The organism is Amycolatopsis sp. 3B14, from assembly GCF_050958625.1.
Taxonomy (GTDB): domain Bacteria; phylum Actinomycetota; class Actinomycetes; order Mycobacteriales; family Pseudonocardiaceae; genus Amycolatopsis_E; species Amycolatopsis_E thermoflava.
The window spans coordinates 57,886-81,623 of sequence record NZ_JBHZEN010000027.1 but is presented as its reverse complement, the minus strand read 5'-3'; the positions used below and the strand labels follow the sequence as shown (position 1 = coordinate 81,623).

Annotated in this window: 25 protein-coding genes and 2 pseudogenes; 14 read left to right on the top strand and 13 right to left on the bottom strand. The window is 70.4% G+C overall.

Going from position 1 to position 23,738, the window contains the following annotated elements:
• Positions 1 to 22 precede the first annotated feature (22 nt).
• A complete protein-coding gene (locus ACCP09_RS17275) occupies positions 23 to 610 on the top strand; it encodes a TetR family transcriptional regulator (protein WP_123685346.1) in 588 nt (195 codons plus the stop codon).
• On the opposite strand, the gene ACCP09_RS17270 is transcribed toward ACCP09_RS17275, so the two are convergent.
• Positions 607 to 2,112, bottom strand: a complete 1,506-nt coding sequence (locus ACCP09_RS17270) for a leucyl aminopeptidase (protein ID WP_433747839.1) — start codon at positions 2,110 to 2,112, stop codon at positions 607 to 609. The genes ACCP09_RS17275 and ACCP09_RS17270 overlap by 4 nt on opposite strands.
• Positions 2,113 to 2,211: 99 nt before the next feature.
• Here ACCP09_RS17270 and ACCP09_RS17265 point away from each other — a divergent pair, with 99 nt between their 5' ends.
• Complete coding sequence (locus ACCP09_RS17265) at positions 2,212 to 3,189, top strand: hypothetical protein (RefSeq protein ID WP_433747836.1); 978 nt, start codon at positions 2,212 to 2,214, stop codon at positions 3,187 to 3,189.
• Here the strand turns inward: ACCP09_RS17265 and ACCP09_RS17260 are convergent.
• Complete coding sequence (locus ACCP09_RS17260) at positions 3,158 to 3,466, bottom strand: hypothetical protein (RefSeq protein WP_027934780.1); 309 nt, start codon at positions 3,464 to 3,466, stop codon at positions 3,158 to 3,160. The two genes, ACCP09_RS17265 and ACCP09_RS17260, sit on opposite strands and share 32 nt — an antisense overlap.
• Positions 3,467 to 3,526: 60 nt before the next feature.
• Between ACCP09_RS17260 and ACCP09_RS17255 the strand changes: the two genes are divergently transcribed.
• Complete coding sequence (locus tag ACCP09_RS17255; RefSeq protein WP_027934781.1) at positions 3,527 to 4,630, top strand: branched-chain amino acid aminotransferase; 1,104 nt, start codon at positions 3,527 to 3,529, stop codon at positions 4,628 to 4,630.
• 107 nt (positions 4,631 to 4,737) lie between these two features.
• Entirely contained in the window at positions 4,738 to 5,220 is a 483-nt protein-coding gene (locus tag ACCP09_RS17250; RefSeq protein ID WP_433747832.1) for a hypothetical protein, read from the top strand.
• Between the two features lie 3 nt (positions 5,221 to 5,223).
• On the opposite strand, the gene cobT is transcribed toward ACCP09_RS17250, so the two are convergent.
• Positions 5,224 to 6,267 (bottom strand): nicotinate-nucleotide--dimethylbenzimidazole phosphoribosyltransferase, encoded by a 1,044-nt coding sequence (cobT, locus tag ACCP09_RS17245; protein WP_433747829.1) that lies wholly within the window; start codon positions 6,265 to 6,267, stop codon positions 5,224 to 5,226.
• A 16-nt stretch (positions 6,268 to 6,283) separates the two neighbouring features.
• A pseudogene (locus ACCP09_RS17240) lies at positions 6,284 to 7,138 on the bottom strand (aldo/keto reductase family protein); the annotation flags it as partial.
• 104 nt (positions 7,139 to 7,242) lie between these two features.
• Between ACCP09_RS17240 and ACCP09_RS17235 the strand changes: the two are divergent.
• Together ACCP09_RS17235 and ACCP09_RS17230 are read left to right on the top strand one after the other, a co-directional pair.
• A complete protein-coding gene (locus ACCP09_RS17235; RefSeq protein ID WP_433747826.1) occupies positions 7,243 to 7,659 on the top strand; it encodes a hypothetical protein in 417 nt (138 codons plus the stop codon).
• Positions 7,660 to 7,815: 156 nt separating this feature from the next.
• A complete protein-coding gene (locus tag ACCP09_RS17230) occupies positions 7,816 to 8,205 on the top strand; it encodes a DUF3558 domain-containing protein (protein WP_433747823.1) in 390 nt (129 codons plus the stop codon).
• A 21-nt stretch (positions 8,206 to 8,226) separates the two neighbouring features.
• Here ACCP09_RS17230 and ACCP09_RS17225 read toward each other — a convergent pair.
• Both ACCP09_RS17225 and ACCP09_RS17220 read right to left on the bottom strand, forming a co-directional pair.
• Positions 8,227 to 8,388 (bottom strand): annotated as a pseudogene (locus tag ACCP09_RS17225) (aldo/keto reductase); the annotation flags it as partial.
• Between the two features lie 59 nt (positions 8,389 to 8,447).
• Positions 8,448 to 9,104: a DUF3043 domain-containing protein gene (locus tag ACCP09_RS17220; RefSeq protein ID WP_433747820.1), complete on the bottom strand. Its 657-nt coding sequence runs from the start codon at positions 9,102 to 9,104 to the stop codon at positions 8,448 to 8,450.
• Positions 9,105 to 9,276: 172 nt separating this feature from the next.
• Here ACCP09_RS17220 and ACCP09_RS17215 point away from each other — a divergent pair, with 172 nt between their 5' ends.
• Positions 9,277 to 9,648, top strand: coding sequence for a HesB/IscA family protein (locus ACCP09_RS17215; RefSeq protein WP_017984065.1), 372 nt, complete (start codon positions 9,277 to 9,279; stop codon positions 9,646 to 9,648).
• A gap of 65 nt (positions 9,649 to 9,713) precedes the next feature.
• On the opposite strand, the gene ACCP09_RS17210 is transcribed toward ACCP09_RS17215, so the two are convergent.
• Positions 9,714 to 9,884 carry a hypothetical protein gene (locus tag ACCP09_RS17210; protein WP_017984064.1) on the bottom strand — a complete coding sequence of 57 codons (171 nt, stop codon included), beginning with the start codon at positions 9,882 to 9,884 and terminating at the stop codon, positions 9,714 to 9,716.
• Between the two features lie 140 nt (positions 9,885 to 10,024).
• On the opposite strand from ACCP09_RS17210, the gene ACCP09_RS17205 reads away from it, so the two are divergent.
• Positions 10,025 to 11,014 carry a carbohydrate kinase family protein gene (locus tag ACCP09_RS17205; RefSeq protein ID WP_027934785.1) on the top strand — a complete coding sequence of 330 codons (990 nt, stop codon included), beginning with the start codon at positions 10,025 to 10,027 and terminating at the stop codon, positions 11,012 to 11,014.
• A gap of 561 nt (positions 11,015 to 11,575) precedes the next feature.
• Here ACCP09_RS17205 and asnB read toward each other — a convergent pair.
• Positions 11,576 to 13,510: an asparagine synthase (glutamine-hydrolyzing) gene (gene asnB, locus ACCP09_RS17200; protein ID WP_027934786.1), complete on the bottom strand. Its 1,935-nt coding sequence runs from the start codon at positions 13,508 to 13,510 to the stop codon at positions 11,576 to 11,578.
• A 166-nt stretch (positions 13,511 to 13,676) separates the two neighbouring features.
• On the opposite strand from asnB, the gene ctaC reads away from it, so the two are divergent.
• Together ctaC and ACCP09_RS17190 are read left to right on the top strand one after the other, a co-directional pair.
• Positions 13,677 to 14,618: an aa3-type cytochrome oxidase subunit II gene (gene ctaC / locus ACCP09_RS17195; protein ID WP_027934787.1), complete on the top strand. Its 942-nt coding sequence runs from the start codon at positions 13,677 to 13,679 to the stop codon at positions 14,616 to 14,618.
• 52 nt (positions 14,619 to 14,670) lie between these two features.
• Positions 14,671 to 15,090 (top strand): cytochrome c oxidase subunit 4, encoded by a 420-nt coding sequence (locus ACCP09_RS17190; protein ID WP_017984060.1) that lies wholly within the window; start codon positions 14,671 to 14,673, stop codon positions 15,088 to 15,090.
• A 90-nt stretch (positions 15,091 to 15,180) separates the two neighbouring features.
• On the opposite strand, the gene trpD is transcribed toward ACCP09_RS17190, so the two are convergent.
• The 3 genes from trpD to ACCP09_RS17175 are packed head-to-tail and all read right to left on the bottom strand — an operon-like array spanning position 15,181 to position 17,137.
• On the bottom strand, positions 15,181 to 16,206 hold the full coding sequence (trpD, locus tag ACCP09_RS17185) for an anthranilate phosphoribosyltransferase (RefSeq protein ID WP_378363369.1): 1,026 nt from the start codon (positions 16,204 to 16,206) through the stop codon (positions 15,181 to 15,183).
• A 47-nt stretch (positions 16,207 to 16,253) separates the two neighbouring features.
• A complete protein-coding gene (locus tag ACCP09_RS17180; RefSeq protein ID WP_017984058.1) occupies positions 16,254 to 16,664 on the bottom strand; it encodes a hypothetical protein in 411 nt (136 codons plus the stop codon).
• Between the two features lie 41 nt (positions 16,665 to 16,705).
• Entirely contained in the window at positions 16,706 to 17,137 is a 432-nt protein-coding gene (locus ACCP09_RS17175; protein ID WP_027934789.1) for a hypothetical protein, read from the bottom strand.
• Between the two features lie 96 nt (positions 17,138 to 17,233).
• Between ACCP09_RS17175 and ctaE the strand changes: the two genes are divergently transcribed.
• The 4 genes from ctaE to qcrB are packed head-to-tail and all read left to right on the top strand — an operon-like array spanning position 17,234 to position 21,572.
• Positions 17,234 to 17,863, top strand: coding sequence for an aa3-type cytochrome oxidase subunit III (gene ctaE, locus ACCP09_RS17170; protein ID WP_026153364.1), 630 nt, complete (start codon positions 17,234 to 17,236; stop codon positions 17,861 to 17,863).
• A 54-nt stretch (positions 17,864 to 17,917) separates the two neighbouring features.
• Positions 17,918 to 18,736 (top strand): cytochrome bc1 complex diheme cytochrome c subunit, encoded by an 819-nt coding sequence (gene qcrC, locus ACCP09_RS17165; protein ID WP_017984055.1) that lies wholly within the window; start codon positions 17,918 to 17,920, stop codon positions 18,734 to 18,736.
• A gap of 5 nt (positions 18,737 to 18,741) precedes the next feature.
• Positions 18,742 to 19,905, top strand: a complete 1,164-nt coding sequence (qcrA, locus tag ACCP09_RS17160) for a cytochrome bc1 complex Rieske iron-sulfur subunit (protein WP_027934790.1) — start codon at positions 18,742 to 18,744, stop codon at positions 19,903 to 19,905.
• Positions 19,902 to 21,572, top strand: coding sequence for a cytochrome bc1 complex cytochrome b subunit (qcrB, locus tag ACCP09_RS17155; RefSeq protein ID WP_123685354.1), 1,671 nt, complete (start codon positions 19,902 to 19,904; stop codon positions 21,570 to 21,572). The genes qcrA and qcrB overlap by 4 nt, the downstream gene beginning before the upstream one ends.
• Before the next feature lie 58 nt (positions 21,573 to 21,630).
• On the opposite strand, the gene ACCP09_RS17150 is transcribed toward qcrB, so the two are convergent.
• A complete protein-coding gene (locus ACCP09_RS17150; RefSeq protein ID WP_020421862.1) occupies positions 21,631 to 21,918 on the bottom strand; it encodes an Lrp/AsnC family transcriptional regulator in 288 nt (95 codons plus the stop codon).
• Between the two features lie 53 nt (positions 21,919 to 21,971).
• Positions 21,972 to 23,693, bottom strand: coding sequence for a DEDD exonuclease domain-containing protein (locus ACCP09_RS17145; RefSeq protein WP_433747859.1), 1,722 nt, complete (start codon positions 23,691 to 23,693; stop codon positions 21,972 to 21,974).
• Positions 23,694 to 23,738 lie beyond the last annotated feature (45 nt).

The window sequence follows — 23,738 nt, the reverse complement described above, 5'->3', positions numbered from 1 at the left end:
GTCTGTTTGCTAGGGTCGGCTCATGTCCGATCTGCCCGCCACCGCCCGCGGCGCCGCGACCCGTCAGCGCATCCTGGAGGAGGCGACCCGCGAGTTCGCCGAACACGGGATCGCCGGTGCCCGCGTCGAGCGCATCGTCGCCGCGGCGCGCACCAACAAGGCGCAGCTTTACGGCTACTTCGGCAGCAAGGAAGGGCTGTTCGACGCGATCTTCTCCGCCTCACTGGAACGGATCGTGAACGTCGTGCCCATCGACGCGCGCGACCTGGCGGACTGGGCGGTGCGGCTCTACGACGAGTACCTCCGCCGGCCCGACCTCATCCGGCTCGCCACCTGGGCGCGGCTGGAGCGCAGGCCCGCCGGGCACCTCGTCGAGGACGCAGACCGCCTCGACGACCACAAGCTGCGCGCGATCGCCGAGGCGCAGGCCGCGGGCAAGGTGGTGCCCGGGGACCCGTTCGACATCATGGCGCTGGTGATCGCCCTGTCGATGGCGTGGTCCCCGGTGAGCAACGTCTACGCCGCGACGGCCGAGGAGCCCGGCGAGGTCCACGACCGCCGCCGGGCGCTCCTCCGCGAAGCGGTTCGCCGCGCCGTGACGCCGGACTAGCCCTGGTCGGCGATGTCCGCCAGCACGGCGGCGATGGTGCGGACCGGGACGCCGGTGCCGCCCTTGCCGGTGTAGCCCCACGGCGCGCCGGTGTTGAACGACGGGCCAGCGATGTCGATGTGCGCCCACGGCAGGCCCTCGGCGACGAACTCGCGCAGGAAGATGCCCGCCGCGAGCATCCCGCCCCAGCGGTGCCCGGTCACGTTCGCCAGGTCGGCCAGCCGCGAGTCCAGGTCGCCGCGCAGCTCCTCGGGCAGCGGCATCGGCCAGCCGCCCTCGCCGGTCGCCTGCGCGATCGCCGCCACCCGGTCACGGAACTCGTCCGAGCCCATGATCCCGGCGGTCCGGTTGCCCAGCGCCACCATCTGCGCGCCGGTCAGGGTCGAGGTCTCGATCAGGTAGTCCGGGTCGTCCTCGGCGGCGCGCACGATCGCGTCGGCCAGCACCAGGCGGCCCTCGGCGTCGGTGTTGAGCACCTCGACTGTCTTGCCGCCGTACATGCTCAGCACGTCGCCCGGCCGGTAGGAGGTGCCCGACGGCAGGTTCTCCGCGAGCGGGATGTTGGCGGTGACCTCGAGCGGGTACTTGAGCTTGGCCGCGAGCACGACCGAGGCGAGCACCGCGGCGGCCCCGGACATGTCCGAGGTCATGTGGTCCATGTTCGCGGCGGGCTTGATCGAGATGCCGCCCGAGTCGAACGTGATGCCCTTGCCGACCAGAGCGACCTTCTTGGCCGCCTTGGGGCCCTTGTAGGACACGCGGACCAGCTGCGGCGGGCGGGACGAGCCGCCGCCGACGCCGAGGATCCCGCCGAAGCCCTTGCGCTTGAGCTGCTTCTCGTCGAGCACCTCGAAGTCGAGGTCGTTGGCCTCGGCGAGCTTGCGGGCGCGCTCCGCGAAGGAGGCCGGGAACAGGTCGTTGGGCGGGGTGTTGATCAGGTCGCGGGCGATGATCACGGCCTCGGCGATCGCGGTCGCGGCCTTCAGCGTCGCGGTGTGCGCGCGCTTGGTGCCGTCGGCCGGCGTGGCGAAGTCGACCGCCGCGACCGGTGCGTCACCCGGCTCGGACTTGTACTCGGTGAACTTGTAGGCGCCCAGCGCGGTGCCCTCCACCGCGGCCTGCAGGTCCACAGCGGACAGCGTGGACACGGCCCGCGCGGTGCCGGCCAGCGCGCGCCCGGCGGCCCCCGCGGCGCGGCGCACCTGCTCGGCCGTCACGGTGCCGTCCCCGTCGGCGCGGCCGAGGCCGACCGCCAGCACGACCGCGGCGGGCAGCTTGCCCAGCGTGGGCAGCTTCACGACCTCCTCGGCCTTGCCGGAGGCGCCCACGGTGGCCAGCAGCTCGGCCAGCGAGCCGTCGAAGGCCTCGTCGACGGCCTCCGCGCCCGGCGCCAGCGTCACGGCCTTGTCGCCCTGGAGCGTCCCGACCACGACGACCTCGGCCCGGCTCTTGCCGAGCGCGGCGCCGGTGTTCTCGATCAGGGCAAACTTCGGCACGGTCACTTGTGGCTCCTCGCGCATCCATCGACGGTCGTGCCGGGTGGGGTACCCGGCCAGGTAGTGAGCCATGCTAATGAGGACGGAGCCCGGCAGGAGAGGCAGGTGGTGGGCGTGCGGCTGGCGGCGGGACTGCTGATCGCGCTGGCCGTGGGCGCGCAGGCGGGCGGCTGGTGGCTGCTCGGCGGCGCCGTGGTGGCGGCGCTGCTGGCGTTCTGCGTGCCCGAGCCTCCCGCGCTGGAGCCGAACCCCGCCCGGCTGGTGGCCGCCACGCGCCTGGTGTCCCGCCTCGCGCTGGTGCCGCTGTTCGCGTCGGTGTTCACCGCCTACCTGTTCCCCGGGCAGCCGTGGGCGGGCGCGGTCGTCGCGCTGGTGGTCACCGCGGCCGACGCGGCCGGGCTGCGGCTGGCGAGGTACGCGCGGGCGTGGCTGCTGGGCATCCTGCTGGTCGCTGGGGCCGGTTTCGTGGCGCTGAGCTTCGCGATCGAGCCCGCGCAACCGGTGACCGCGCCGCACTTCACGATCGGCGGGCTGTTCGCGGCGGGCGCGGTGGTGTTCCCGTTGCTGCCGCGGCACAACCCGTCTTGGCTCGCGGGTTCGGTGATGGTGGTGCTGGCCATCGGCGCGGGCGCGCTGTACCAGCTCGGCCCGGTGCGGCTGGCGTTGTCCGGCGTGCCGGTGCGGGACGCGCTGGCCGCACTGGACGGACAGGTGCTGAACCCGTTGCTGGCCGGGGTCGTCGTGCTGTCCACTGTGCCCGCCGCACTGCTCGCGATCGGCGGCGCCCGCGAGGAGCTGGCGTGGCCGCGCGCGTCCGTCGCTTGTGGACTGATCGCCGCGGTCGCGGCCGTGCTGCTGGACCCGGACCAGGCGCTGCTGCTGGCCGCGGCGGCCGCGCTGGCCGAGGTGCTGGTGACCGCGGTGCTGTCGATGATCACCGGGATCACCGCGCGCGGCGTGATCGCGGCGGTACTTGCCGTGACGCTGCTGGCCTGGCTGCCGCCGGTCTATCTACTGGGGACGGTGGTCGCCGTCGCGGCAGGCGCCGCCGTCACGCGACGAGCAGGAACGCCAGCAGCGTGATCAGCGCGGTGGCGACGGTGAGGACGATCAGCGACTTCGCCGGCAGGTCGCGCGGGAACACCTTCTTGTCGTGGACGCTGCGCCACCACACGATTCCGAAGATGCCGCCGACCAGGCCGATGATCCCGCCGAACACGCCGAGCAGGGCGTAGCCGAGGAGCGTCAGCTCGCCCACCGCGAAGGTGAGCAGGACGGCGGTGACGAAGGTCTTGACGTCGGAGGCGGGTCCGGCGGACACGGAGTTCGGCGTGGCGGTCTGCGGCACGTTGGCGGTCACGCCGCCATGGTAGGGGAGTAGGCGATTCTCGGAAGTCCAACTAACAGTTATCCTGGTCGAATGACGACCACGTTGCCCTTCACCCGTACCCCGCACCCGTCTCCCGCTTCCGCGGAGCGTGTAGCCGAGGTACTGGCGAAGCCGGGCTTCGGGACGTTCTTCACCGACCACATGGTCACGATCAAGTACAGCAAGGACCGCGGCTGGTACGACGCGAACGTCGGCCCTTACGAGCCGGTCACGCTCGACCCCGCCACCTCCGTGCTGCACTACGCGCAGGCGATCTTCGAGGGCCTTAAGGCCTACCGCCAGCCGGACGGGTCGGTCGCGGCCTTCCGCCCGGACGCCAACGCGGCCCGGTTCCGCAAGTCGGCGGCCCGCATCGCGATGCCGGAGCTGCCCGAGGAGCTGTTCCTCGGCTCGTTGCAGGAGCTGATCGCGGCCGACGAGCGGTGGGTGCCCAGCAACCCGGGCGACACGCTGTACCTGCGCCCGTTCATGATCTCCACCTCGGTGGGGCTCGGCGTGAACGCGCCGGCGAGCGAGTACCTGTACCTGGTGATCGCCTCGCCCGCCGGCTCGTACTTCACCGGCGGGATCAAGCCGGTGAGCGTGTGGCTGTCCACCGAGTACGTGCGGGCCGCCCCGGGCGGCACCGGCGCGGCGAAGTTCGCCGGCAACTACGCGGCGTCCTTCGTGGCGCAGTCGCAGGCCGTGGAGAAGGGCTGCGACCAGGTGGTGTGGCTCGACGCGGTGGAGCGCCGCTTCGTCGAGGAGATGGGCGGCATGAACCTGTTCTTCGTGTTCGGCTCGGGTTCGGATGCCCGGATCGTCACGCCGGAGCTGTCCGGTTCGCTGCTGCCCGGCGTCACGCGTGATTCGCTGCTCAAGCTGGCCGCGGACCACGGCCTCGGCATCGAGGAGCGCCGGATCTCCACCGACGAGTGGGAGAAGGCGGCCGCGTCCGGTGAGCTGACCGAGGTGTTCGCGTGCGGCACCGCGGCGGTCATCACGCCGGTCGGCCGGGTCAAGCACGCGGGCGGCGAGTTCACCATCGCGGGCGGCGAGCCGGGCGAGGTGACGATGAAGCTGCGCGCCGAGCTGACCGGCATCCAGGAGGGCACGCGCCCCGACCCGCACGGCTGGATGCACAAGCTGTCCTGATCGCTTCGACGTGAAGGGCCACCCCGTTCCCGCGGGGTGGCCCTTCGTCGTTGTTCAGGAGGCGCGGGCGCGCCGGATGAACTCCAGCTGCTCCGACGACGGGTGCCGTGCTCACGCTGGATCCGCTCGCTGTTGTCCGCCTGCATGCGGTGGAGCGAGTCCCGCAGCCGGTGTCGCCACCGTGGAAAGCCTCCAGCAGGCGCATCCACTCGGCCGCGAGCTCCCGCCCCTCCGCCGAAGCCGGGGGCGACCCCGGTCTCGACGGCCCGCTGCACGCGGGGGATCAGGTCCTGCCACCTCCGCTGGACGTCCTCCTGCTCGCCGAGCCGCGATCGGCGCTCGGCCAGCTCCGCCGGCTGGGTTCCGCTGAAGGACTGCTTCACCGTCTCGTCCACGGCGGTCACCTCCCGGATCAGAGCCAGGCAGCCGGTGACGCCTGCCGGTCCGTCGACGGCCGCCGGCATCGTGGTGAGGTGCGCCCGGAGCGTGCGCATCGCGCCAGCTCGCCGACCTTGGAGAACCTGCCGTTCACCCACTTCCCCAGCGCCTTTGCACCGGTGTGGACGACGCTGGGACCTGACGTCACGTGAGGATCAAGCGTTCGGCGGCGTGACCCCGGCTTCCGCGTGCGTCGGCAGGTCCGTGAGCAGCCGGGCGGCCGTGATCAGCAGCGGGAGGGCCGTCGCGGCGCCGGTGCCGTCGCCGAGCCGGATGCCCAGGTCGACGACCGGCTTGAGGTCCAGGTGGTCCAGCGCCATCTGGTGCGCCGGCTCGGCGTCGCGGTGCGCGGCCTGCCACCACGAACGCGCACCGGGCGCCAGTTCCTCCGCCACCAGCGCCGCCGCGCCCACCGCGAGCCCGTCCAGCAGCACCGGCGTGCGCCGCACCGCGGCCTGCGCCAGGAAACCCGTCAACGCGGCCAGGTCCGCGCCACCCCCGGTGCGCAGCAGCGCGACCGGGTCGGGCAGCACCGCCCGCGCCCGTCGCAGCGCGTCCCGGATCGCCACGGTCTTGCGCATCCACGCGTTGTCGTCGATACCCGATCCGCGGCCGACCACGGCCACCGGCTCGGCGCCGGTCAGCGCGGCGACCAGCACCGCGGCCGGGGTGGTCGCCCCGACCCCGACGCTGCCCGCGACGAGCAGATCGGCGCCCTCGTCCACCTCGGCGTCCGCGATCGCCATGCCGGCCCGCAGGGCGGCCCGCACCTCGTCCTCGCTGAGGGCGTCCTCGACGTCGATCGACCCCGAGCCCGCCCGCACCTTGTATTCGGCGACCGGCGTCTCCCCGTCCACCGCGATGTCCACCACACGCAGCCCGGCGTCGGCCACCGCGGCGGCGACCGCGACCGGCCCGGCGCCCTTGAGCAGGTTGTCCACCAGCTGCCCGGTGACCTCCGGCCGGTAGGCGGACACGCCCTTCGCGGCGATCCCGTGGTCCCCGGCGAACACGATCACCCGTGGCCGCTGGAACCGCCGCGGCGGCGCCGAGCCCTGGCAGGCCGCGACCCACGCGCCGAGCGCCTCCAGCTCACCCAGCGCGGACACCGGTTTGAGCAGCTCGGCGTGCCGCCGCACCGCCTCGGCGCGGGCGGCTTCGTCGGGCTGGGGGACATCGGCGAACGACACGTCAGTCACGGCGCCAAACCTATCGTCAGCCTGCGCGGGCGGTCAGGCGCGGATCGTCCTCGACCACGCCCAGCAGCACCGAGTCGATCTCGGTCAGCAGGTCGGCGTCGAGCTTCACGCCGGCCGCCTTCACGTTCTCGTGCACCTGCTCCGGCCGCGAAGCGCCGACGATCGCCGAGGAGACGTTCGGGTTCTGCAGCACCCAGGCCACCGCCAGCTGCGCCAGCGTCAGCCCGGCCTGCGCGGCCAGCGGCTCCAGCCGGGCGACCCGCTCGAGCACCTCGTCGCGCAGGAAGCGTTGCACGAACCGCGAGCCGTTCTCGTCGGTGGCGCGCGACCCGGCGGGCGGCGGCTGGCCCGGCTTGTACTTGCCGGTCAGCACACCCTGCGCGATCGGCGACCAGACGATCTGGCTCAGGCCCTCGCGCTCGCTCGCGGGCACGACCTGCGCCTCGATGACGCGCCAGAGCATGTTGTACTGCGGCTGGTTCGACACGAACGGGATCCGCAGCTCGCGGGCCAGCGCGGCGCCGCGGGTGATCTCCTCGGCGTTCCACTCGGACACCCCGACGTAGAGCACCTTGCCCTGGCGGACCAGGTCGGCGAAGGCCGACATGGTCTCCTCCAGCGGCACGGTCGGGTCGAACCGGTGTGCCTGGTAGAGGTCGATGTGGTCGGTCTGCAGCCGCTTCAGCGAGGCGTGGCAGGACTCGATGATGTGCTTGCGGCCCAGCCCGCGGTCGTTCGGGCCGCCGGGGCCGGTCGGCCAGAACACCTTCGTGCAGATCTCCAGGCTCTCCCGGCGCTGACCGGCGAGACCGCGGCCGAGCACCGACTCGGCCACCGTGTTCGCGTAGACGTCGGCGGTGTCGAAGGTCGTGGATGAAGGTCGGTGACCAAGCGCGCCTAACGGATGACCCTGAGTTCCTGACGGCTGCGCGATCGCGCGATAGTGTCACGTTCAGCCCCAGGGGAGGGACGAACGTGGCGGACTGGACGAATGTCGGTGCTGCCCTCGGCAGCGAAGAGCAGTTGAAGGCTATGGGCGCCGAGGCCCAGCGAATGTTGGATGCGGCGCGAGCCGGTGATTGGGCCGTCGACGAGGAGACTGGCTCGCATCTTCGGCGAGCGGTCGTTCAGATGCAGCAGCGTTTGTCTGCGATCGAGGTGAACATCTCACGTCTGCAGCGAGCGCCGAAGTTCGGCAACGATGCCTACGCGCAGTTGGCTGCCAACCATTTCTTGCGAGCAATGGATTCGGACGATCAGTCTCTGGTCAGGGTCTTCTACGCGCTGGTGCAGAATCTGGATAGCCTCGTACAGGCAATCGACGAGGCAGTCTCTCGATACGACGCGTCCGATGAGGCGGCGACAAAGTATCTTGGGAAATTCAAGGACTGAGGAAACAATTTGAGGATCAATATTCGCGGGGGCAGGGCGTTGGGTGCCTTTGCTTGTCTTTGTCTGGCGGCGGGCGGCTGCACCTCGACAGTTTCAGGGGTGCCCTCGCCTGCTTCTCAAGCATCCCCGGCGTCCTCGTCTGCTAGCAGCGAGGACGTGTTCGCAGGCATGAACGCATGTCAGATTCTGGACCAGCTCAATGCCGGACAAGGGTTCGAGCGCGGTAGGAACATCAGCAAGCGCAATGAGTGTACGGCGTCTAAATACGAATATGGGGCGAACGGTCTGGCATTAGATCCGGTTCAAGGGCTTGCGGAATTTCGGCAAACTGATCCAGGTGCGAGTGAGATCATCATTAACGGCCGAAAAGCGCTTGAGGTTTTCGGGGAGATCGGGGGATGCGCTATCGCAGTCGAAGTCGGTCCCCATGCGCGCGCCTTGATCAACGTCAATATGGCATCTCCTCGAAATAATCCGCAGGCCTGCCCGGACGCACGAAGTTTGGCTGAGCGGGTAGAGCCGCTTCTTCCAAAGGTGCCTACCTGACCCGCACCGCCGTCGTCACTGGTAGACGTCGGCGGTGTCGAAGGTCGTGATCCCCGCGTCCAGCGCGGCCCTGATGCAGGCCTGGGCCTGCTCCTCCTCGATCTGGGAGCCGTGGGTGAGCCAGTTCCCGTAGGCGATCTCACTGACGGACAGGCCACTGCGGCCGAGACGGCGAAACTCCATGTCCGGCAGCCTACCGGAAATGGTTCGCCTTGCTAACGACCTGGAGCGCGCTCCAGTGGTCAGGAGACCGTGTCGCCGACCTTCACGCGCGGCTTGGGCATCCGGAGCTTGCGGATCTGGCTCGCCCGCACGAACGCGTACCAGCCCAGCGACCGGCCGTTGATGTTCTCCTTCGGGAACTTCGCCCTGGCCAGGCGCGTGATGCGGCGCCCGTTGAAGTAGCCCTCGACGGCCATGACCAGCAGCGCGGCCATGCACAGCAGCGTCACGTACTGCTGGATCACCGGGTACGGCACCAGCAGCACGACGAACACGAGGATCGCGAGCGGCATGAACGCGCCGAGGAAGTGGCGGCGCGAGTCGACCAGGTCGCGCACGTACGCCTTGACCGGACCCTTGTCGCGCGGCAGCAGGTAGCGGTCGTCGCCCGCGGCCATCCGCTCCTGGCGCTCCTTGGCCAGCCTGCGGCGCTCTTCCTTGTCCACCGGGTTCGACTTGCGCAGCTCGCGGTTGCGCTTCATCGCCTCCCGCATGGTCCTCGGCGGGGGCGCGACGGGGCCGCGGCGCTTGCCCTCGGCCTCCTTGCGCTTCGGCGTCGGCCTGCCCTTGCCCGGGGTGTAGCCACGGGTGTGAGATTCGACGCTTTCGGCCACCTCGGCCGCCTCGATCTCGGGGCTGTCTGCGGTGGTCGTGCTGTTACGACGGAGAAACCTCACCCAACCAGCTTATTCCAGACAGCGGCGTGCGTGTTCAACCCCCTCGCCGATGTGTAACCATGGGATCAGCGCCAAGGCGGGAACCAGCCCGGGAACAGAACGGGTGGCACCGGTGTTCCAGTAGGGAGGAGCACCCCCCACCCGGTGCACGGCAAGACCCCGAGGGAGAGCTATGACTGCCGCTGAGCAGACCAGCACGCAGGCCGAGGCCGAGGCCACCCACGGCGTCACGTTGAGCGACGCCGCGGCGAGCAAGGCGAAGGCCCTGCTCGAGCAGGAAGGCCGCGACGACATGCACCTGCGCATCGCGGTCCAGCCCGGTGGTTGCGCGGGCCTGCGCTACCAGCTGTTCTTCGACGAGCGCACGCTCGACGGCGACCTGTTCCGCGACTTCGACGGCCTGCGCGTGGCGGTCGACCGCATGAGCGCGCCGTACGTCGAGGGTGCGGTGATCGACTTCGTCGACTCGATCGAGAAGCAGGGCTTCACCATCGAGAACCCGAACGCCACGGGCTCCTGCGCCTGCGGCGACTCGTTCCACTGAGCCAGCTACACGCGAAAGGGCGCCGGTCGAGGTTCGACCGGCGCCCTTTTCGCATGTCCGCGTAACTAATAGTCCTCCAGCCCGACTACCTGTGCGTGGCAGGCGTCGTCGACCGCCCAGCCCCGCGGCGCAGGCGGGCGGGGCGCCGAGGCGTGTGCCGCGCGCAGTTCGGCGGGGATGTCGGCGCAGTCGTCGATCAGCTCGGCGATGGTCTCCGGTTCCGTCACGGTGCTCACGCAGGCGACGCTAGGACGACCGGCGCGAGCCGGACAGGTCTACCAGCTAGTAGTGTCGGTCAGCGGGTCAGATTTAGCTCCGACGGGGTATTTCCCGCCGGTAACTTGAGTTCGAGCCAGCCAGAGGGAGCAGAGCACCGGTGGCCATCAACGCCCGCATAGCCGTTTCCGGCAGCATCGCAACCGACCATCTCATGCACTTTCCCGGCCGGTTCGCCGAGCAGCTGGTCGCGGACCAGCTGCACCGCATCTCGCTGAGTTTCCTGGCCGACGACCTGGTGGTCCGCCGCGGCGGGATCGGCGCCAACATCGCATTCGGCCTCGGGGTGCTCGGCGCGAAGCCGGTGCTGGTCGGCGCGGCGGGCGCGGACTTCGCCGACTACCGGTCCTGGCTGGAGCGCCACGGCGTGGACGCGTCGGGCGTGCTGATCTCGGAGCTGGCCCACACCGCCCGGTTCGTGTGCACCACGGACGACGACCTCAACCAGATCGCTACCTTCTACGCCGGCGCGATGGCCGAGGCCCGCAACATCGAGCTCGGCCCGATCGCGGACCGCGTCGGCGGGATCGGGCTGATGCTGATCGGCCCGGACGACCCGGACGGCATGCTCCGGCACGCGGACGAGTGCCGCCAGCGCGGGATCGACTTCGCGGTGGACCCGTCGCAGCAGCTGGCCCGCATGAGCGGCGAGCAGGCGCGCCGGTTCGTCGCCGGGGCGAAGTACCTGTTCACCAACGACTACGAGTGGGAGCTGCTGCTCCAGAAGACGGCCTGGTCCGAGGCCGACGTGCTGGACCACGTCGGCATCCGCATCACCACCCTCGGCGAGAAGGGTGTGGAGATCGTGGGCAAGGACGGGCTGGCCCTCGAGGTCGGCGCGGTGCCCGAGCTGGCGAAGGCCGACCCGACCGGCGTCGGCGACGGCTTCCGGGCGGGCTTCCTGGCCGGCCTGAACGCGGACCTGAGCCTGGAGCGCTCGGCCCAGCTGGGGTCGATGATCGCCGTGCTGGTGCTGGAGACCGTCGGCACGCAGGAGTGGACCCTCGACCGGGAGTCCGCGCTGTCCCGCATCGGAGCCGCGTTCGGCCCCGACGCCGCAGCGGAGATCGCCCCCGCACTGCCTGCCTGACGGGCCCGCGGGCCTGGTCGGCCGAACGGCCACCCACCCCGGTCCGCACCAGCCGGCGGTTCGATGGCGCAGACCGCCCAGCACGAACTCGATCGCTGCCCGGCAGGCCCACCCGCCTGCCGTGGGTGCCCCGCGGTGTGGGGTGACGTGGCAGGGTCTGGGGCCGGGCTGTCTGGCAGCGCAGTCTGGGTTGCCGTGGGTGCCACCCGGTGTGGGGTGACGTGGCAGGGTCTGGCGCCGCTGCCTGGCAGCGCGGCCTGGGTTGCCGTGGGTGCCACCCGGTGTGGGGTGACGTGGCAGGGTCTGGCGCCGGGCTGTCTGGCAGCGCAGCCTGCGTTGCCGTAGGTGCCACCAGGCTCGGGGCGACGCGGCACGGTCTGGCGCCGCGCTGTCCGTCTGACTCGCAATGGCCGCAAGCGGCGCCAGCAGCACAACTCGCCGGCCGCCGCCTGGCCGGCGGCCGGGTGACGCAGCACGATCAAGCCTCCGCGCTGCTTACCCGGCCAGCCAACAAAAAACGGGCCGCGGCCCTCCGGCCGCGGCCCGTCCGACGTTCGCGCCTCAGATGCGCACCGGGTAGACCGGCTCCGGGATCTCCGGCTTGATGCGGTGCTCGATGAAGATGCCGTGCCAGATCATGAACACCAGCAGCGCCCAGATCCGCCTGCTGTGGTCCAGCGTGCCCGCCTTGTGCTCGTCCAGCAGGCGCTGCACGGCCTGCTTGTCCAGCAGCTCGCCGGTCTGCGAATCGGCGATGATGCCGCGCGCCCAGTCGTACATCTCGTCCCGCAGCCACAGCCGGATCGGCACCGGGAAGCCCAGCTTGCGCCGGTTGAGCACGTGCGCGGGCACGATGCCCTCCAGCGCGCGGCGCAGCGCGTACTTCGTGGTCTCCTTGGTGATCTTCTGGTCCAGCGGGATGCCGGCCGCGACCTTGAACACCTCCGCGTCCAGGAACGGCACCCGCAGCTCCAGCGAGTTCGCCATGGTCATCTTGTCGGCCTTGACCAGGATGTCGCCGCGCAGCCAGGTGAACAGGTCCACGTGCTGCATCCGCGCGACCGGGTCCCAGTTCGCCGACGTGCGGTAGTGCTCCGCGGTGACGTCCTTGTGCCCGACACCCTCCTGGAAGGTCTTCAGCACCCCGCGCAGCTGGTCGTCGCGGAAGATGCGGGCGTTGCCGTAGTAGCGCTCCTCCAGCGGCAGCGCGCCGCGGCGCAGCAGGTCCTTGCCGCGCGTGCCTTCCGGGATCCGCTCCGACACCTTGCCGATGACCTTGCGCAGGCTGCCCGGCACCTTCTCGAACGGCGCGAGCGACAGCGGCTCGTTGTAGATCGTGTAGCCGCCGAACAGCTCGTCCGAGCCCTCGCCGGACAGCACCGCCTTGACGTGCTTGCGCGCCTCCCGCGCGATGAACCACAACGGCACCAGCGCCGGGTCGGCCACCGGGTCGTCGAGGTACCAGACGATGAGCGGCAGCGCCTCCATCATCTCGTCGGCCGACACCGTCCGGATGACGTGCTTCACGCCGATCGCCGCCGCGGACTCGGCCGCCACGTCGACCTCGGAGTAGCCCTCGCGCTCGAACCCGGTGGTGAACGCGATCAGGTTCGGGTTGTGCTCCTTGGCCAGCGCCGCGATCGCGGTCGAGTCGATGCCGCCGGACAGGAACGTGCCGACGGTGATGTCCGGGTCGGCGATCATGTGCTTGCCGACCGAGTCGCGCATCACGTCGCGGATCCGCTCGTGCAGGATCTTCGCTTCGGCCTCGCCGCGAACCGGCTTCGCGGCGAACTCGGGGAAGAAGTAGCGCTCGATCTTCGGGGCGCCGCCGGGGGAGACGGTGAACGAGGTGCCGGACTCGATGCGGCGGATGCGCGTGTGCAGCGTCTCCGGCTCCGGCACGTACTGCAGCGTCAGGTAGTGCTGCAGCGCGGTCCGGTCCAGTTGCTTGGTGATCCCCAGCACGCCGGAGAGCTCCAGCAGCGACTTCTTCTCGCTGGAGAACGCCGTGCCGCCCGGCCCGTGCGTGTAGAACAGCGGCTTGATGCCGAACGGATCACGTGCGCCGAAGATCACCTTCTCCTCGGCGTCCCAGATCAGGAACGCGAACATGCCGCGCAGCTTCGACACCGCGGCACGGCCCCAGTGGTGGTAGGCCGCGACGATCGCCTCGCCGTCGCCCTCTGTGGCGAACTTCGCACCGTGCTCTGCCGTGAGCTGTTCCCGCAGCTCACGGTAGTTGTAGATCTCGCCGTTGAAGTTCAGCGTGTACCGGTTCGGCGACTCCGGCGGACCCCAGGTCAGCGGCTGGTGAGCGTGCTCGACGTCGATGAACGCGAGCCGGTTGAAGCCGTAGACGACCTCGCCGTCGGTCCAGGTGTCGCGCTCGTCGGGACCGCGATGACGCTGGCAGCGCATGGCTTCGCCGACCGCGTCACGCGCGTTGACCGCGTCGTTCTCAGTGGCACACACCAGTCCAAGCAGGCCGCACACGGATATTCACACCTCGAGGTCGTGGCCGGATGTCGAGCGCCCAGTATGCCCGCAGCCCCCGCCACGAACGGTCACCCCTTGGGCTGCGGATCGCGGTAGCTCGGCTAGGCTCCCGCTGGTAAGCCAGAAATCGTCAAGGAGGCCTGGGTTGAAAGGGCGCTGCGCAGTGGGCAGGGATGAGCGCACTCCGGCATCACGTTCGGCGAAAGTGGGTAAGGTCGCCGCGCTGGCCGGGCTCGTCGCGCTCCTGGCGACCGGGTGCTCCGGTGACGAGGTGCTGCGGTTCGGGTGGCCCGTCGGCGTGACCAAGGAGTCCGAGGACATGCGCGTCCTCTGGACCTGGTCCGTGATCGCCGCGCTCGTCGTCGGTGTGATCGTGTGGGGCCTGATCTTCTGGTCGGTCGCGTTCCACCGGAAGAAGAAGACCGACGGCCCCGGCGACCTGCCGCGGCAGTTCCAGTACAACGTGCCGCTCGAGCTGTTCTGCGTCGTGCTGCCGCTCGTGATGGTCTGCGTGCTGTTCTTCTTCACCGCGACCACCGAGAGCAAGGTGCTGGCCGAGGAGCCGGACCCGGACGTCACGGTCGACGTGATCGCCTTCCAGTGGAACTGGGAGTTCGACTACCCGAGCGCGCCGAAGGACGCCAACGGCCAGGTCATCAAGACCGTCGGCAGCTCGAGCGAGATCCCGATCCTGGTCCTGCCCGTGGGCAAGCGCATCCAGTACAACCTGCGCTCCGCGGACGTCATCCACTCGTTCTGGGTGCCGGAGTTCCACTTCAAGCGGGACGTGTTCCCGGACCCGGAGAAGAACAACCAGGACCCGTCGTTCCAGAACACGATCGACCGGACCGGTGCGTTCGTCGGCCGCTGCGCCGAGCTGTGCGGCACCTACCACTCGGGCATGAACTTCGAGGTCCGGGCGCTGCCCGCCGACCAGTTCGACCGGTACATCCAGCTGCGCACCCAGATCAACCCGGCCACCGGGCAGCCGAACACCACCGCCGAGGCGCTGGCCGCGCTGAACTGCGGCGAGCTGTGCGCGCCGCAGGCGACCACGACGAAGCCGTTCAACACCGACCGCACGCTGCGGACGCAGTCCGGCTGAGCCGGTTGGTTCCCGTGGGTGTTGGAAGCATGAGCACAGTGAGGACAGCGTCATGAAGGTCGAAGCCCGGATTTTCGACTTGGTCACCGCTTTCGCGTTCTTCATCGCGATCGTGTACGGCGTGTGGACCGGCCTGGCCAGTGGCTACGGCGTCGAGCCGGTCGGCCTGGTCGCCCTGATCCTGACCGGCGGGCTGTCCCTCCTGGCGGGCAGCTACATGCGGTTCGTCGGCCGCCGGATCGAACCGCGCCCCGAGGACCGCGACGACGCCGAGATCAGCGACGGCGCCGGTGAGATGGGCTTCTTCAGCCCGGGCAGCTACTGGCCGATCGGGCTGGCCGCCTCGGCCGCGTTCGTCGGTCTCGGCCTGGCGTTCTTCCACATCTGGATGCTGGTCGTCGGCGGCATCCTGATCCTGCTCACGGTCGGCGGCCTGGTGTTCGAGTACCACACCGGCCCCAACCACGAGTGATCTGATCCGCGAAAAGGGCCCGCCCGGTGGTTTTCCACCGGGCGGGCCCTTTTCGTTGTGGAGCGCGGGGATTCATCCCGGCCCCTCAGCTCAGCGGAAAGCCGCCCAGCGGGCCAGCAGATCCGCCGCAGCGCCGGAATCCACGGCCTCCGCGGCCCGCGTCAGCCCCGCCGCGAGATCGTCCGTCAGCGACGAGCTGAACCCGGCGTGCGCGGCCAGCGCTCCGGCCGCGTTCAGCAGCACCGCGTCCCGCACCGGACCCGGCTTGCCGGCCACCAGTTCACGCACCACCTCGGCGTTGGCTGCCGGGTCGCCACCCCGCAGGTCTTCCGCCCTGGCGCGTGCGATGCCCAGCTCGGCCGGATCCAGCGACTCGGCGCGCACCGAACCGCCGGACACGACCCACACGGAGCTGGTCGTGGTCGTAGTGAGCTCGTCGAGGCCGTCGTCCCCGCGGACCACCAGCGTCGACGTGCCCCGGCCTGCGAACACCCGCGCCAGCACCTCCGTCTTGTCCGGGAACGCGCACCCGATCAGCCCGGCCGTCGGCTGCGCCGGGTTCGTCAGCGGCCCCAGCAGGTTGAACGCGGTCGGCACCCCCAGCTCACGGCGCGGGGCGCCGGCGTGGCGGAACCCGGGGTGGAACACCGGCGCGAAGCAGAACCCGATGCCCAGCTCGTCGACGCACCGCTGCACGCCCTCCGGCGGCAGGTCGATCGCCACGCCCAGGGCCTCCAGCACGTCCGCCGTCCCGGCCTTCGACGACGCCGCCCGGTTGCCGTGCTTCACCACCGGCACCCCGGCGGCCGCGGTGACCAGCGAGGCCATCGTCGAGATGTTCACCGACCCGGACCGGTCGCCACCGGTGCCGACGATGTCGACCGCGTCCCGCGCGATCCGCACCCGGCGCGCATGCGACAGCATCGCTTCCGCGAGGCCGGTGATCTCGTCCGGCGTCTCGCCCTTGGCGCGCAGCGCGACCAGGAAACCGCCGACCTGGGCGGGCGTGGCCTCCCCGGACATCACCTGGTCCATCGCCCACGCGGTGTCCTCCGCGGAGAGGTCGGCGCCGGCGATCAGCTGGTTGAGCAGCGTGGGCCAAGTCTGCGTGCCCATGGTCACCTTTCACGGCCGGCGAACCGGCCTCATTCGGTCGCGGCGCCTCAGCCCCGGACGACCGGGACCCGGCGGGCCCGCAGCACGTCCGCGACCGTCTCCGCCGCGGTCAGCGGGTCGAGCGGATGGACCAGGACGGCGTCGGCCTGCGACCAGGTCGCCAGCCAGCGGTCGTCCTTGCGCCGCACGGCGATCACGATGGGCGGGCAGTCGTCGATCTCGTTCTTCAACTGCCTGCACAGCCCGATGCCGCCGGTCGGCTGGGCCTCGCCGTCCAGGATCGCCAGATCGACCGCGCCCTCGTCCATCTCGGCCAGCACGTCGGCCACTCCCGCGGCCTCGACGTAGTCGACCCGGCCCAGGTCGGTGGCGGGCCTGCGGCCGACCGCCGTGATGATCGACTCCCGGACTTCGGGACGGTGGCTGAACACCAGGATCCGCGTGGACTGTTCGGACAAGTCGACCCTCCGGCTTCGTCGCTGTACTGGTCGTGTCGATGCTAGCCGTCCCGGCCGGTTCCACCCAGGCCCATCGGCTGTAGCGCGTCCCAGCCGAGCCAGTCGCCGTCCAGTCGCTGCGCCAGCCCGGCCATCCGGGCCCGTTCCTGGGCGCAGTGCAGCGCGTCGAGCTTCTGCACGCGCAGCGCGTGCACGCGGACGGGTCCTTCGCCGCCGGTGCCGGGGCGCAGCTCCCACCCGTCCTGGGCGAGCACCGACGCGGCCTCGGTGACCCGATCCGGTGGCAGCACGAGGTGGTGGCGCAGAATCGCCGGTTCGTCCGGCCGCCAGAGGTGTGATCTGCCCAGCACAGCCGAGTCGGCCTCGGCGACGTCGAAGGCCTCGGCCACGACGACGACACCCTCGGTGTCCACGGTGAGGTCCGGCCCGCCACGCTTTCGCAGCAGGTCACGAACCCGATCGATGAATCCCACGCCCTGATCCTCACCCTCCGCGTTCGTCGCTGTGACCAACACCCCCGGCGCGGCGTGCCGGACCCGACCAAGCAGGTCGCTTCGCAGGGAGACATAATGCGACCCGTGACAACGGCAGCTCCCACCATCAGCCAGCGGGTGCACTCGCTGAACCGGCCGAACATGGTCAGCGTCGGCACGATCGTGTGGCTCTCCAGCGAGCTCATGTTCTTCGCCGGGCTGTTCGCGATGTTCTTCACGGTCAAGGCGCAGAACAGCACGGGGGTCTGGCCGCCGATCAACCCGGCGACCGACGAGCCCATCCACCTCGACATCCCGTACGCGCTGCCCTTCACCATCATCCTGGTGGCGTCGTCGTTCACCTGCCAGCTCGGCGTGTTCGCCGCCGAGCGCGGTGACGTCTACGGGCTGCGCCGCTGGTACGTCATCACCCTGATCATGGGCGCGATCTTCGTCGCCGGTCAGGCTGGTGAGTACGTCACGCTCGTCGAAGAGGGCGTGACCATCCCGTCCGGTGCCTTCGGCACGGTGTTCTTCCTGGCGACCGGTTTCCACGGTCTGCACGTGATCGGTGGTCTCGTCGCCTTCGTCTTCTTGCTCATCCGCACCAAGCTGAGCAAGTTCACCCCCGCGCAGGCGACCTCGGCGATCGTCGTGTCCTACTACTGGCACTTCGTCGACATCGTGTGGATCGGCCTGTTCGCGGTCATCTACATCATCCCGTGACCGCGCCAGCCACCCCATGGACCGGCCTGAACTGACAGCAAGGGTTGCCGAAGAATGACCACCAGCAAGAACACCTCCAGGCGCCGCTTCGGCGCCCGCACCAAGCTGCGCCGCCGCATCGCCGGTGCGCTCGCGCTCGGTGTGGCGCTGGTCGGCGCCGGCCTGGGCTACGCCCTCCTGGTGCCGCAGCCGCAGACCGCGCAGGCGCAGGACGACCCGGCGCAGCTGCGCCTCGGCCAGCAGGTCTACAACAACAGCTGCATCAGCTGCCACGGCGCGAACCTGCAGGGCGTCGAGGACCGCGGCCCGAGCCTGATCGGCGTCGGTGACGCGGCGGTGTACTTCCAGACCTCGTCCGGCCGCATGCCGGCGGTCCGCCAGGAGGCGCAGGCCGAGCGCAAGCCGGCCAAGCTGACCCCCGAGGAGATCGACGCGGTCGGCGCCTACATCCAGGCCAACGGCGGCGGCCCGGAGCGGCCCGCCGAGTCCGGCGAGGCGCTGCGCGGTGACAACCCGGCGCGCGGTGGCGAGCTGTTCCGCCTCAACTGCGCGTCGTGCCACAACTTCACCGGCCAGGGCGGCGCCCTGTCCGCGGGCAAGTTCGCGCCGGAGCTCGGCCCGGCCAGCGAAGAGCAGATCTACACGGCGATGCTGAGCGGTCCGCAGAACATGCCGAAGTTCTCCGACCGGCAGCTCACCCCCGAGGAGAAGCGGGACATCGTCGCCTACGTCAAGTCCGTGTCCGACGGGAACAACAACCCCGGCGGCAACGGCCTTGGCGGTCTTGGGCCGGCCTCGGAGGCGCTCGTCGCGTGGATCGTCGGCATCGGCGCCATCGTCGGCGTGACTTTGTGGATTGGATCGAGGGCATGACTAGCATGGAAGAGCACCCGGGCGCCGGGCGCGAGCCGGGGGTTCCCCAGCCTTCCGAGGCCGAACTGGCCGAGATGGACCGCGACCAGCTGGTCAAGCTGGGCACCAAGCTCGACGGCGTCGAACTGGTCGACTACCCGGACCCGTGGCCGGTCAAGGGCACCCGCGCGGAGAAGCGCGCGGAGCGGGTCGTGGCGCTGTGGTTCACCATCGCGGCGCTCGCCGGTCTCGGCTTCCTGGTGACCATCTGCTGGCCGGAGTGGTGGGAGTACAAGGCCCCGGACACCGGCCAGTACGAGCGGTACGCGCTCTACACGCCCGTCCTGGGCTTCACGCTCGGCCTGTCGATCCTCGCGCTGGGCATCGGCGTGCTGCTCTACACGAAGCGGTTCATCCCGAACGAGCTCGCGGTGCAGGAGCGCCACGACGGCGACGGCAAGGGCTCGGCCGAGATCGACCGCAAGACGATCGTCGCGCAGCTGGCCGACGCCGGTAACCGCAGCACGATCGGCCGCCGCTCGCTGGTCAAGCGCACCGCGGGCCTCGGCGCCGGCGTGATGGGCCTCGGCCTGGTCGCGCTGCCGGTCGCGTCGTTCATCAAGAACCCGTGGAAGGACCCCGAGTCCAAGGACAACCTGGCCCACACCGCGTGGAAGCCGGAGTACCCGGGCGAGGTCGTCTACCTGCGCCGCTACACCGGCAAGGCAGGCGAGGTCGTCCTGCTGCGCCCCGAGGACCTGGACGCGGGCGCGATGGAGACGGTCTACCCGTTCCGCGAGAGCGAGCGCGGCGACCACGAGAAGCTCGCCGCGGTCTTCATGCGCTCGGACGCCCCGGTCATGCTGATCCGCCTGCGTCCCGAGGACGCCCAGCGGGTCGTCAAGCGCGAGGGCCAGGAGGACTTCAACTTCGGCGACTACTACGCCTACACGAAGATCTGCAGCCACGTCGGCTGCCCGACTTCGCTGTACGAGCAGCGGACCAACCGGATCCTGTGCCCGTGCCACCAGTCGCAGTTCGACGCCCTGCACTACGCCAAGCCCGTCTTCGGCCCGGCGACCCGCGCGCTTGCGCAGTTGCCCATCACGGTCAACGATGAGGGTTACTTCGTGGCGCGGGGAGACTTCATCGAGCCGGTCGGCCCCGCCTATTGGGAGCGCAAGTCATGAGTTCACTCACCACGCCGACACGGGGCTCCAGCATGCTGGAGCGGCACGCCGCCGAGGCCGCGAACAACATGGACCAGCGGTACCGCCTGGCCAAGGGCCTGCGGCACCAGATGAACAAGGTCTTCCCGACCCACTGGTCGTTCCTGCTCGGTGAGATCGCGCTCTACAGCTTCATCGTCGTGATCATCACGGGTGTCTACCTGACCCTGTTCTTCGATCCGTCGATGGCCGAGGTCGTCTACAACGGGCCGTTCAAGAACCTGCAGGGCGTCGAGATGTCCCGCGCGTTCCAGACGACCCTGGAGATCTCGTTCGAGGTCCGCGGCGGTCTGTTCGTCCGCCAGCTGCACCACTGGGCCGCGCTGGTGTTCGTCGCGGCGATGATGGTGCACATGTTCCGGATCTTCTTCACCGGAGCGTTCCGCAGGCCGCGCGAGGCCAACTGGGTCATCGGCGCCCTGCTGCTGATCCTGGGCATGTTCGAGGGCTTCTTCGGCTACTCGCTGCCGGACGACCTGCTGTCGGGCACCGGTATCCGCGCCACCCTGTCGGGCATCGTGCTCTCGGTGCCGATCATGGGCACCTGGCTGCACTGGGCGCTGTTCGGCGGGGAGTTCCCCGGCGACGAGATCGTGCCGCGCATGTACACGCTGCACATCCTGCTGCTGCCGGGCATCATGCTCGCGCTGGTCGGCGTGCACCTGGCGCTGGTCTGGTACCAGAAGCACACCCAGTTCCCCGGCGTGCGGCGCAAGGAGACCAACGTCGTCGGCGTGCGGATCATGCCGGTGTTCGCCGCGAAGGCCGGCGCGTTCTTCGTCATCGTCACCGGCATCCTGTCGATCATGGCGGGCATCTTCCAGATCAACCCGATCTGGAACCTGGGCCCGTACAACCCGGGGCAGGTGTCGGCGGGCTCGCAGCCCGACTGGTACCTCGCCTGGGCCGACGGCATGCTGCGGATCTTCCCCGCGTGGGAGCTGTACCTGGGCAACTACACGGTGCCGGCGGTGTTCTTCGCGGGTGCGGTCTGGATGCCGATCCTGTTCGCGCTGCTGATCGGCTACCCGTTCATCGAACGGAAGCTGTCCGGCGACACCGCGCACCACAACCTGCTGCAGCGCCCGCGTGACGCACCGGTCCGCACCTCGATCGGCATGATGGCGCTGGCGTTCTTCATGGTGATCGAGCTGTCCGGGTTCAACGACATCATCGCGGACAAGTTCAACATCTCCCTGAACGCGACGACCTGGGCAGGCCGCATCGGCATCCTGGTGCTGCCGCCTCTGGCGTACTTCATCACCTACCGGATCTGCCTCGGCCTGCAGCGGTCCGACCGGGAGGTGCTGGAGCACGGCATCGAGACCGGCATCATCAAGCGCCTGCCGCACGGTGAGTTCATCGAGATCCACCAGCCGCTGGGCGGGGTGGACGACCACGGCCACGCCATCCCGCTGGAGTACCAGGGTGCGGCGGTGCCGAAGAAGATGAACAAGCTCGGCGCGGCCGGGCGTGCGGTGCCGGGCACCCTGCTGGCGCCGGACCCGGTGGAGGAGACGTCGGCGCTCGACCGCGCCCGCGGCGACGGGCACGGCAACGGCCACGTCCCCGGCGAGCTGCCTGAGAAGGGTGAGGTCCCCTCCGGCTGGAAGACACCGGACCACTAGTTCACGGTCACGAGAAGGGCCCCCGGAGCGATCCGGGGGCCCTTCTTCGTTGGTGGGCTCAGTCGGCGTCCTCGACGCCGATCGCGAACGCGGACTCGGTGTCGGCGGTGGAGTAGGACCGGAACGCGATGTGCGTGTCGGTGTCGATCACGCCCGGCACCTTGCCGATCTTGGCCGGGATGAGGTCGGCGAGCTCCTCGTGGGCGTGCACCCGCACGATCGCGATCAGGTCGACGTCCCCGGCGCACGAGTACACCTCCGCCACGCCGTCGATGTCGGCGATCGCCTGCGCGGTCTCCGGGATGCTGTCCGCCACGGCATGGATCAGCACGATCGCGGTGATCACTCGCGTCCTCCTCGCGTAATTGGGTAGCGCGGCGATCGTAGCTCCCCGCGTCCCTACCCGGCCTGCTCGAGCGACACGGCGGTGGCGACCTGTTCCAGCCAGCCGCGCCACGGCCCGGCGCCGTGCGCGGGCTCCGACCAGGGCACAGCCGTGCGCACGAGGCGGACGCCGGGCCGGGTGAGCCAGCGCAGCAGGATCGACGTCTCCTCCGGTGGCGCCCCGTACAGCGGCCCCGGGCCGGGCTCGACCGTCTCCGCCGACGCCACGAGCTGCTCGACCACCGGCATCGGCGGCACGCCGCGGCGGGCAACTCCGGCGGAGGCCAGCCTGCCGTGCCGGATCACCGCGAACTCCCACCCGCGGTTGCCGTCCGGGGCCGCGGCGACCAGTTCCGGGATCGCGGCCAGCGCCGACAGCCGATGGGCCCGGTCGACCGCGCGCACCAGCACGGCGAGCTCGTCCCGCCGCCGCGCGGCCTGCTCGAAGTGCTCGGCCCCGGCCAGGTCGTCGAGCTGCCGGCGCGCGGACTCCAGCGGCTGGGTGCCGCGCCCGGCGACCAGATCGACGATCGCGTGCACGCCGGGGGAGTACTCCTCCACGCTCTGGCGGCCGGCGCACGGCGCCCCGCACCGGCCGAGCTCGGCGAGCGCGCACGGCCGGCCGGACGGCGCGTGCGCGGAAATCCGCTGGGTGCACGTGCGCAGACCGACGGCGCCGGCCAGCGCGTCCGCCGCGATCTTGGCCGTCACCTGCGAGGAGAACGGCCCGAGCGCACCGTCCTTGGGCAGCCGCACCACGGACAGGCGCGGGAAGGCCTCGTCGGTGAGCACGATCCACCACGACTTGCGCGGGTTCTTGGAGCGCCGGTTGTAGGAGGGCCGGTGCGCGGCGATCAGCCGCAGCTCCCGGACCTGGGCCTCGAGCGCATGGCTGCACTCGATGCCGTCGACCCGCTCGGCGAGGGCCACCATCTCGCGGATCCGGCCGCGGCTCTCCGAACCGGTGAAGTACTGGCGCACCCGGCGGCGCAGGTTGCTCGCCGTCCCGACATACAGGACCTCGTCGCCCGGCCCGCGGAACAGGTAGACGCCCGGGCGCTCCGGCAGGTGGGCCGCCATCCCGCGCTTGCGCCGCTGGGCCGGCGTCACCTCGGGCAGGTAGTCGAGCAGTTCCTCCAGGGACTGCACCCCGACGTTGCCGACCCGCTCCAGCAGCGCGTGCAGCACGTGCACCGTGGCGCGGGCGTCGTCCAGCGCCCGGTGGTTCGGCGTGACCGGCGAACCGAACAGGGCGGCCAGCGCGGAGAGCCGGAAGCTGGGGCTGTCCTGCCTGGTCAGCACGCGGCGCGCGAGCCGGACCGTGCACACCACCGCGGGCTTCGGCCACGGGTACCCGTGGTGCAGGCAGGCCGCGCGCATGAAAGACGTGTCGAACGGCGCGTTGTGCGCGACCAGCACCGCGCCGCTGGCGAACTCCAGGAACGCGGGCAGCACGCGGTCGATCTTCGGCGCGTCGTGCAGCATCGCCGAAGTGATGCCGGTCAGCGCCACGATCTGCGGCGGGACGGGCATCCCGGGGTCGACGAGGGTGGCGAACTCACCCAGGACCTCACCGCCGCGGACCTTGACCGCGCCGATCTCGGTGATGCCGTCCGGGCCCGGCTTGGTCCCGGTCGTCTCGAGGTCGAACACGACGAACGTGGTGTCCCGAAGCGGCGTGCCGAGTTCGTCGAAGGTCAGTTGCGCGCCGTCCGCGAGTTGCATGATCGGCACCATAAGGAGGGGCACCGACAATCCCGGATCACGGCACGAACGGTGATC

What these genes read in the sequence shown, in the direction of transcription:
- ACCP09_RS17275 (WP_123685346.1), top strand. Translation starts at nt 23, where the DNA reads ATGTCCGATCTGCCCGCCACCGCCCGCGGCGCCGCGACCCGTCAGCGC.
- ACCP09_RS17255 (WP_027934781.1), top strand. Translation starts at nt 3,527, where the DNA reads ATGACGACCACGTTGCCCTTCACCCGTACCCCGCACCCGTCTCCCGCT.
- ACCP09_RS17215 (WP_017984065.1), top strand. Translation starts at nt 9,277, where the DNA reads ATGACTGCCGCTGAGCAGACCAGCACGCAGGCCGAGGCCGAGGCCACC.
- ACCP09_RS17190 (WP_017984060.1), top strand. Translation starts at nt 14,671, where the DNA reads ATGAAGGTCGAAGCCCGGATTTTCGACTTGGTCACCGCTTTCGCGTTC.
- trpD (WP_378363369.1), bottom strand. Translation starts at nt 16,206, where the DNA reads ATGGGCACGCAGACTTGGCCCACGCTGCTCAACCAGCTGATCGCCGGC.
- ctaE (WP_026153364.1), top strand. Translation starts at nt 17,234, where the DNA reads ATGCGACCCGTGACAACGGCAGCTCCCACCATCAGCCAGCGGGTGCAC.
- qcrC (WP_017984055.1), top strand. Translation starts at nt 17,918, where the DNA reads ATGACCACCAGCAAGAACACCTCCAGGCGCCGCTTCGGCGCCCGCACC.
- qcrA (WP_027934790.1), top strand. Translation starts at nt 18,742, where the DNA reads ATGGAAGAGCACCCGGGCGCCGGGCGCGAGCCGGGGGTTCCCCAGCCT.
- qcrB (WP_123685354.1), top strand. Translation starts at nt 19,902, where the DNA reads ATGAGTTCACTCACCACGCCGACACGGGGCTCCAGCATGCTGGAGCGG.
- ACCP09_RS17145 (WP_433747859.1), bottom strand. Translation starts at nt 23,693, where the DNA reads ATGGTGCCGATCATGCAACTCGCGGACGGCGCGCAACTGACCTTCGAC.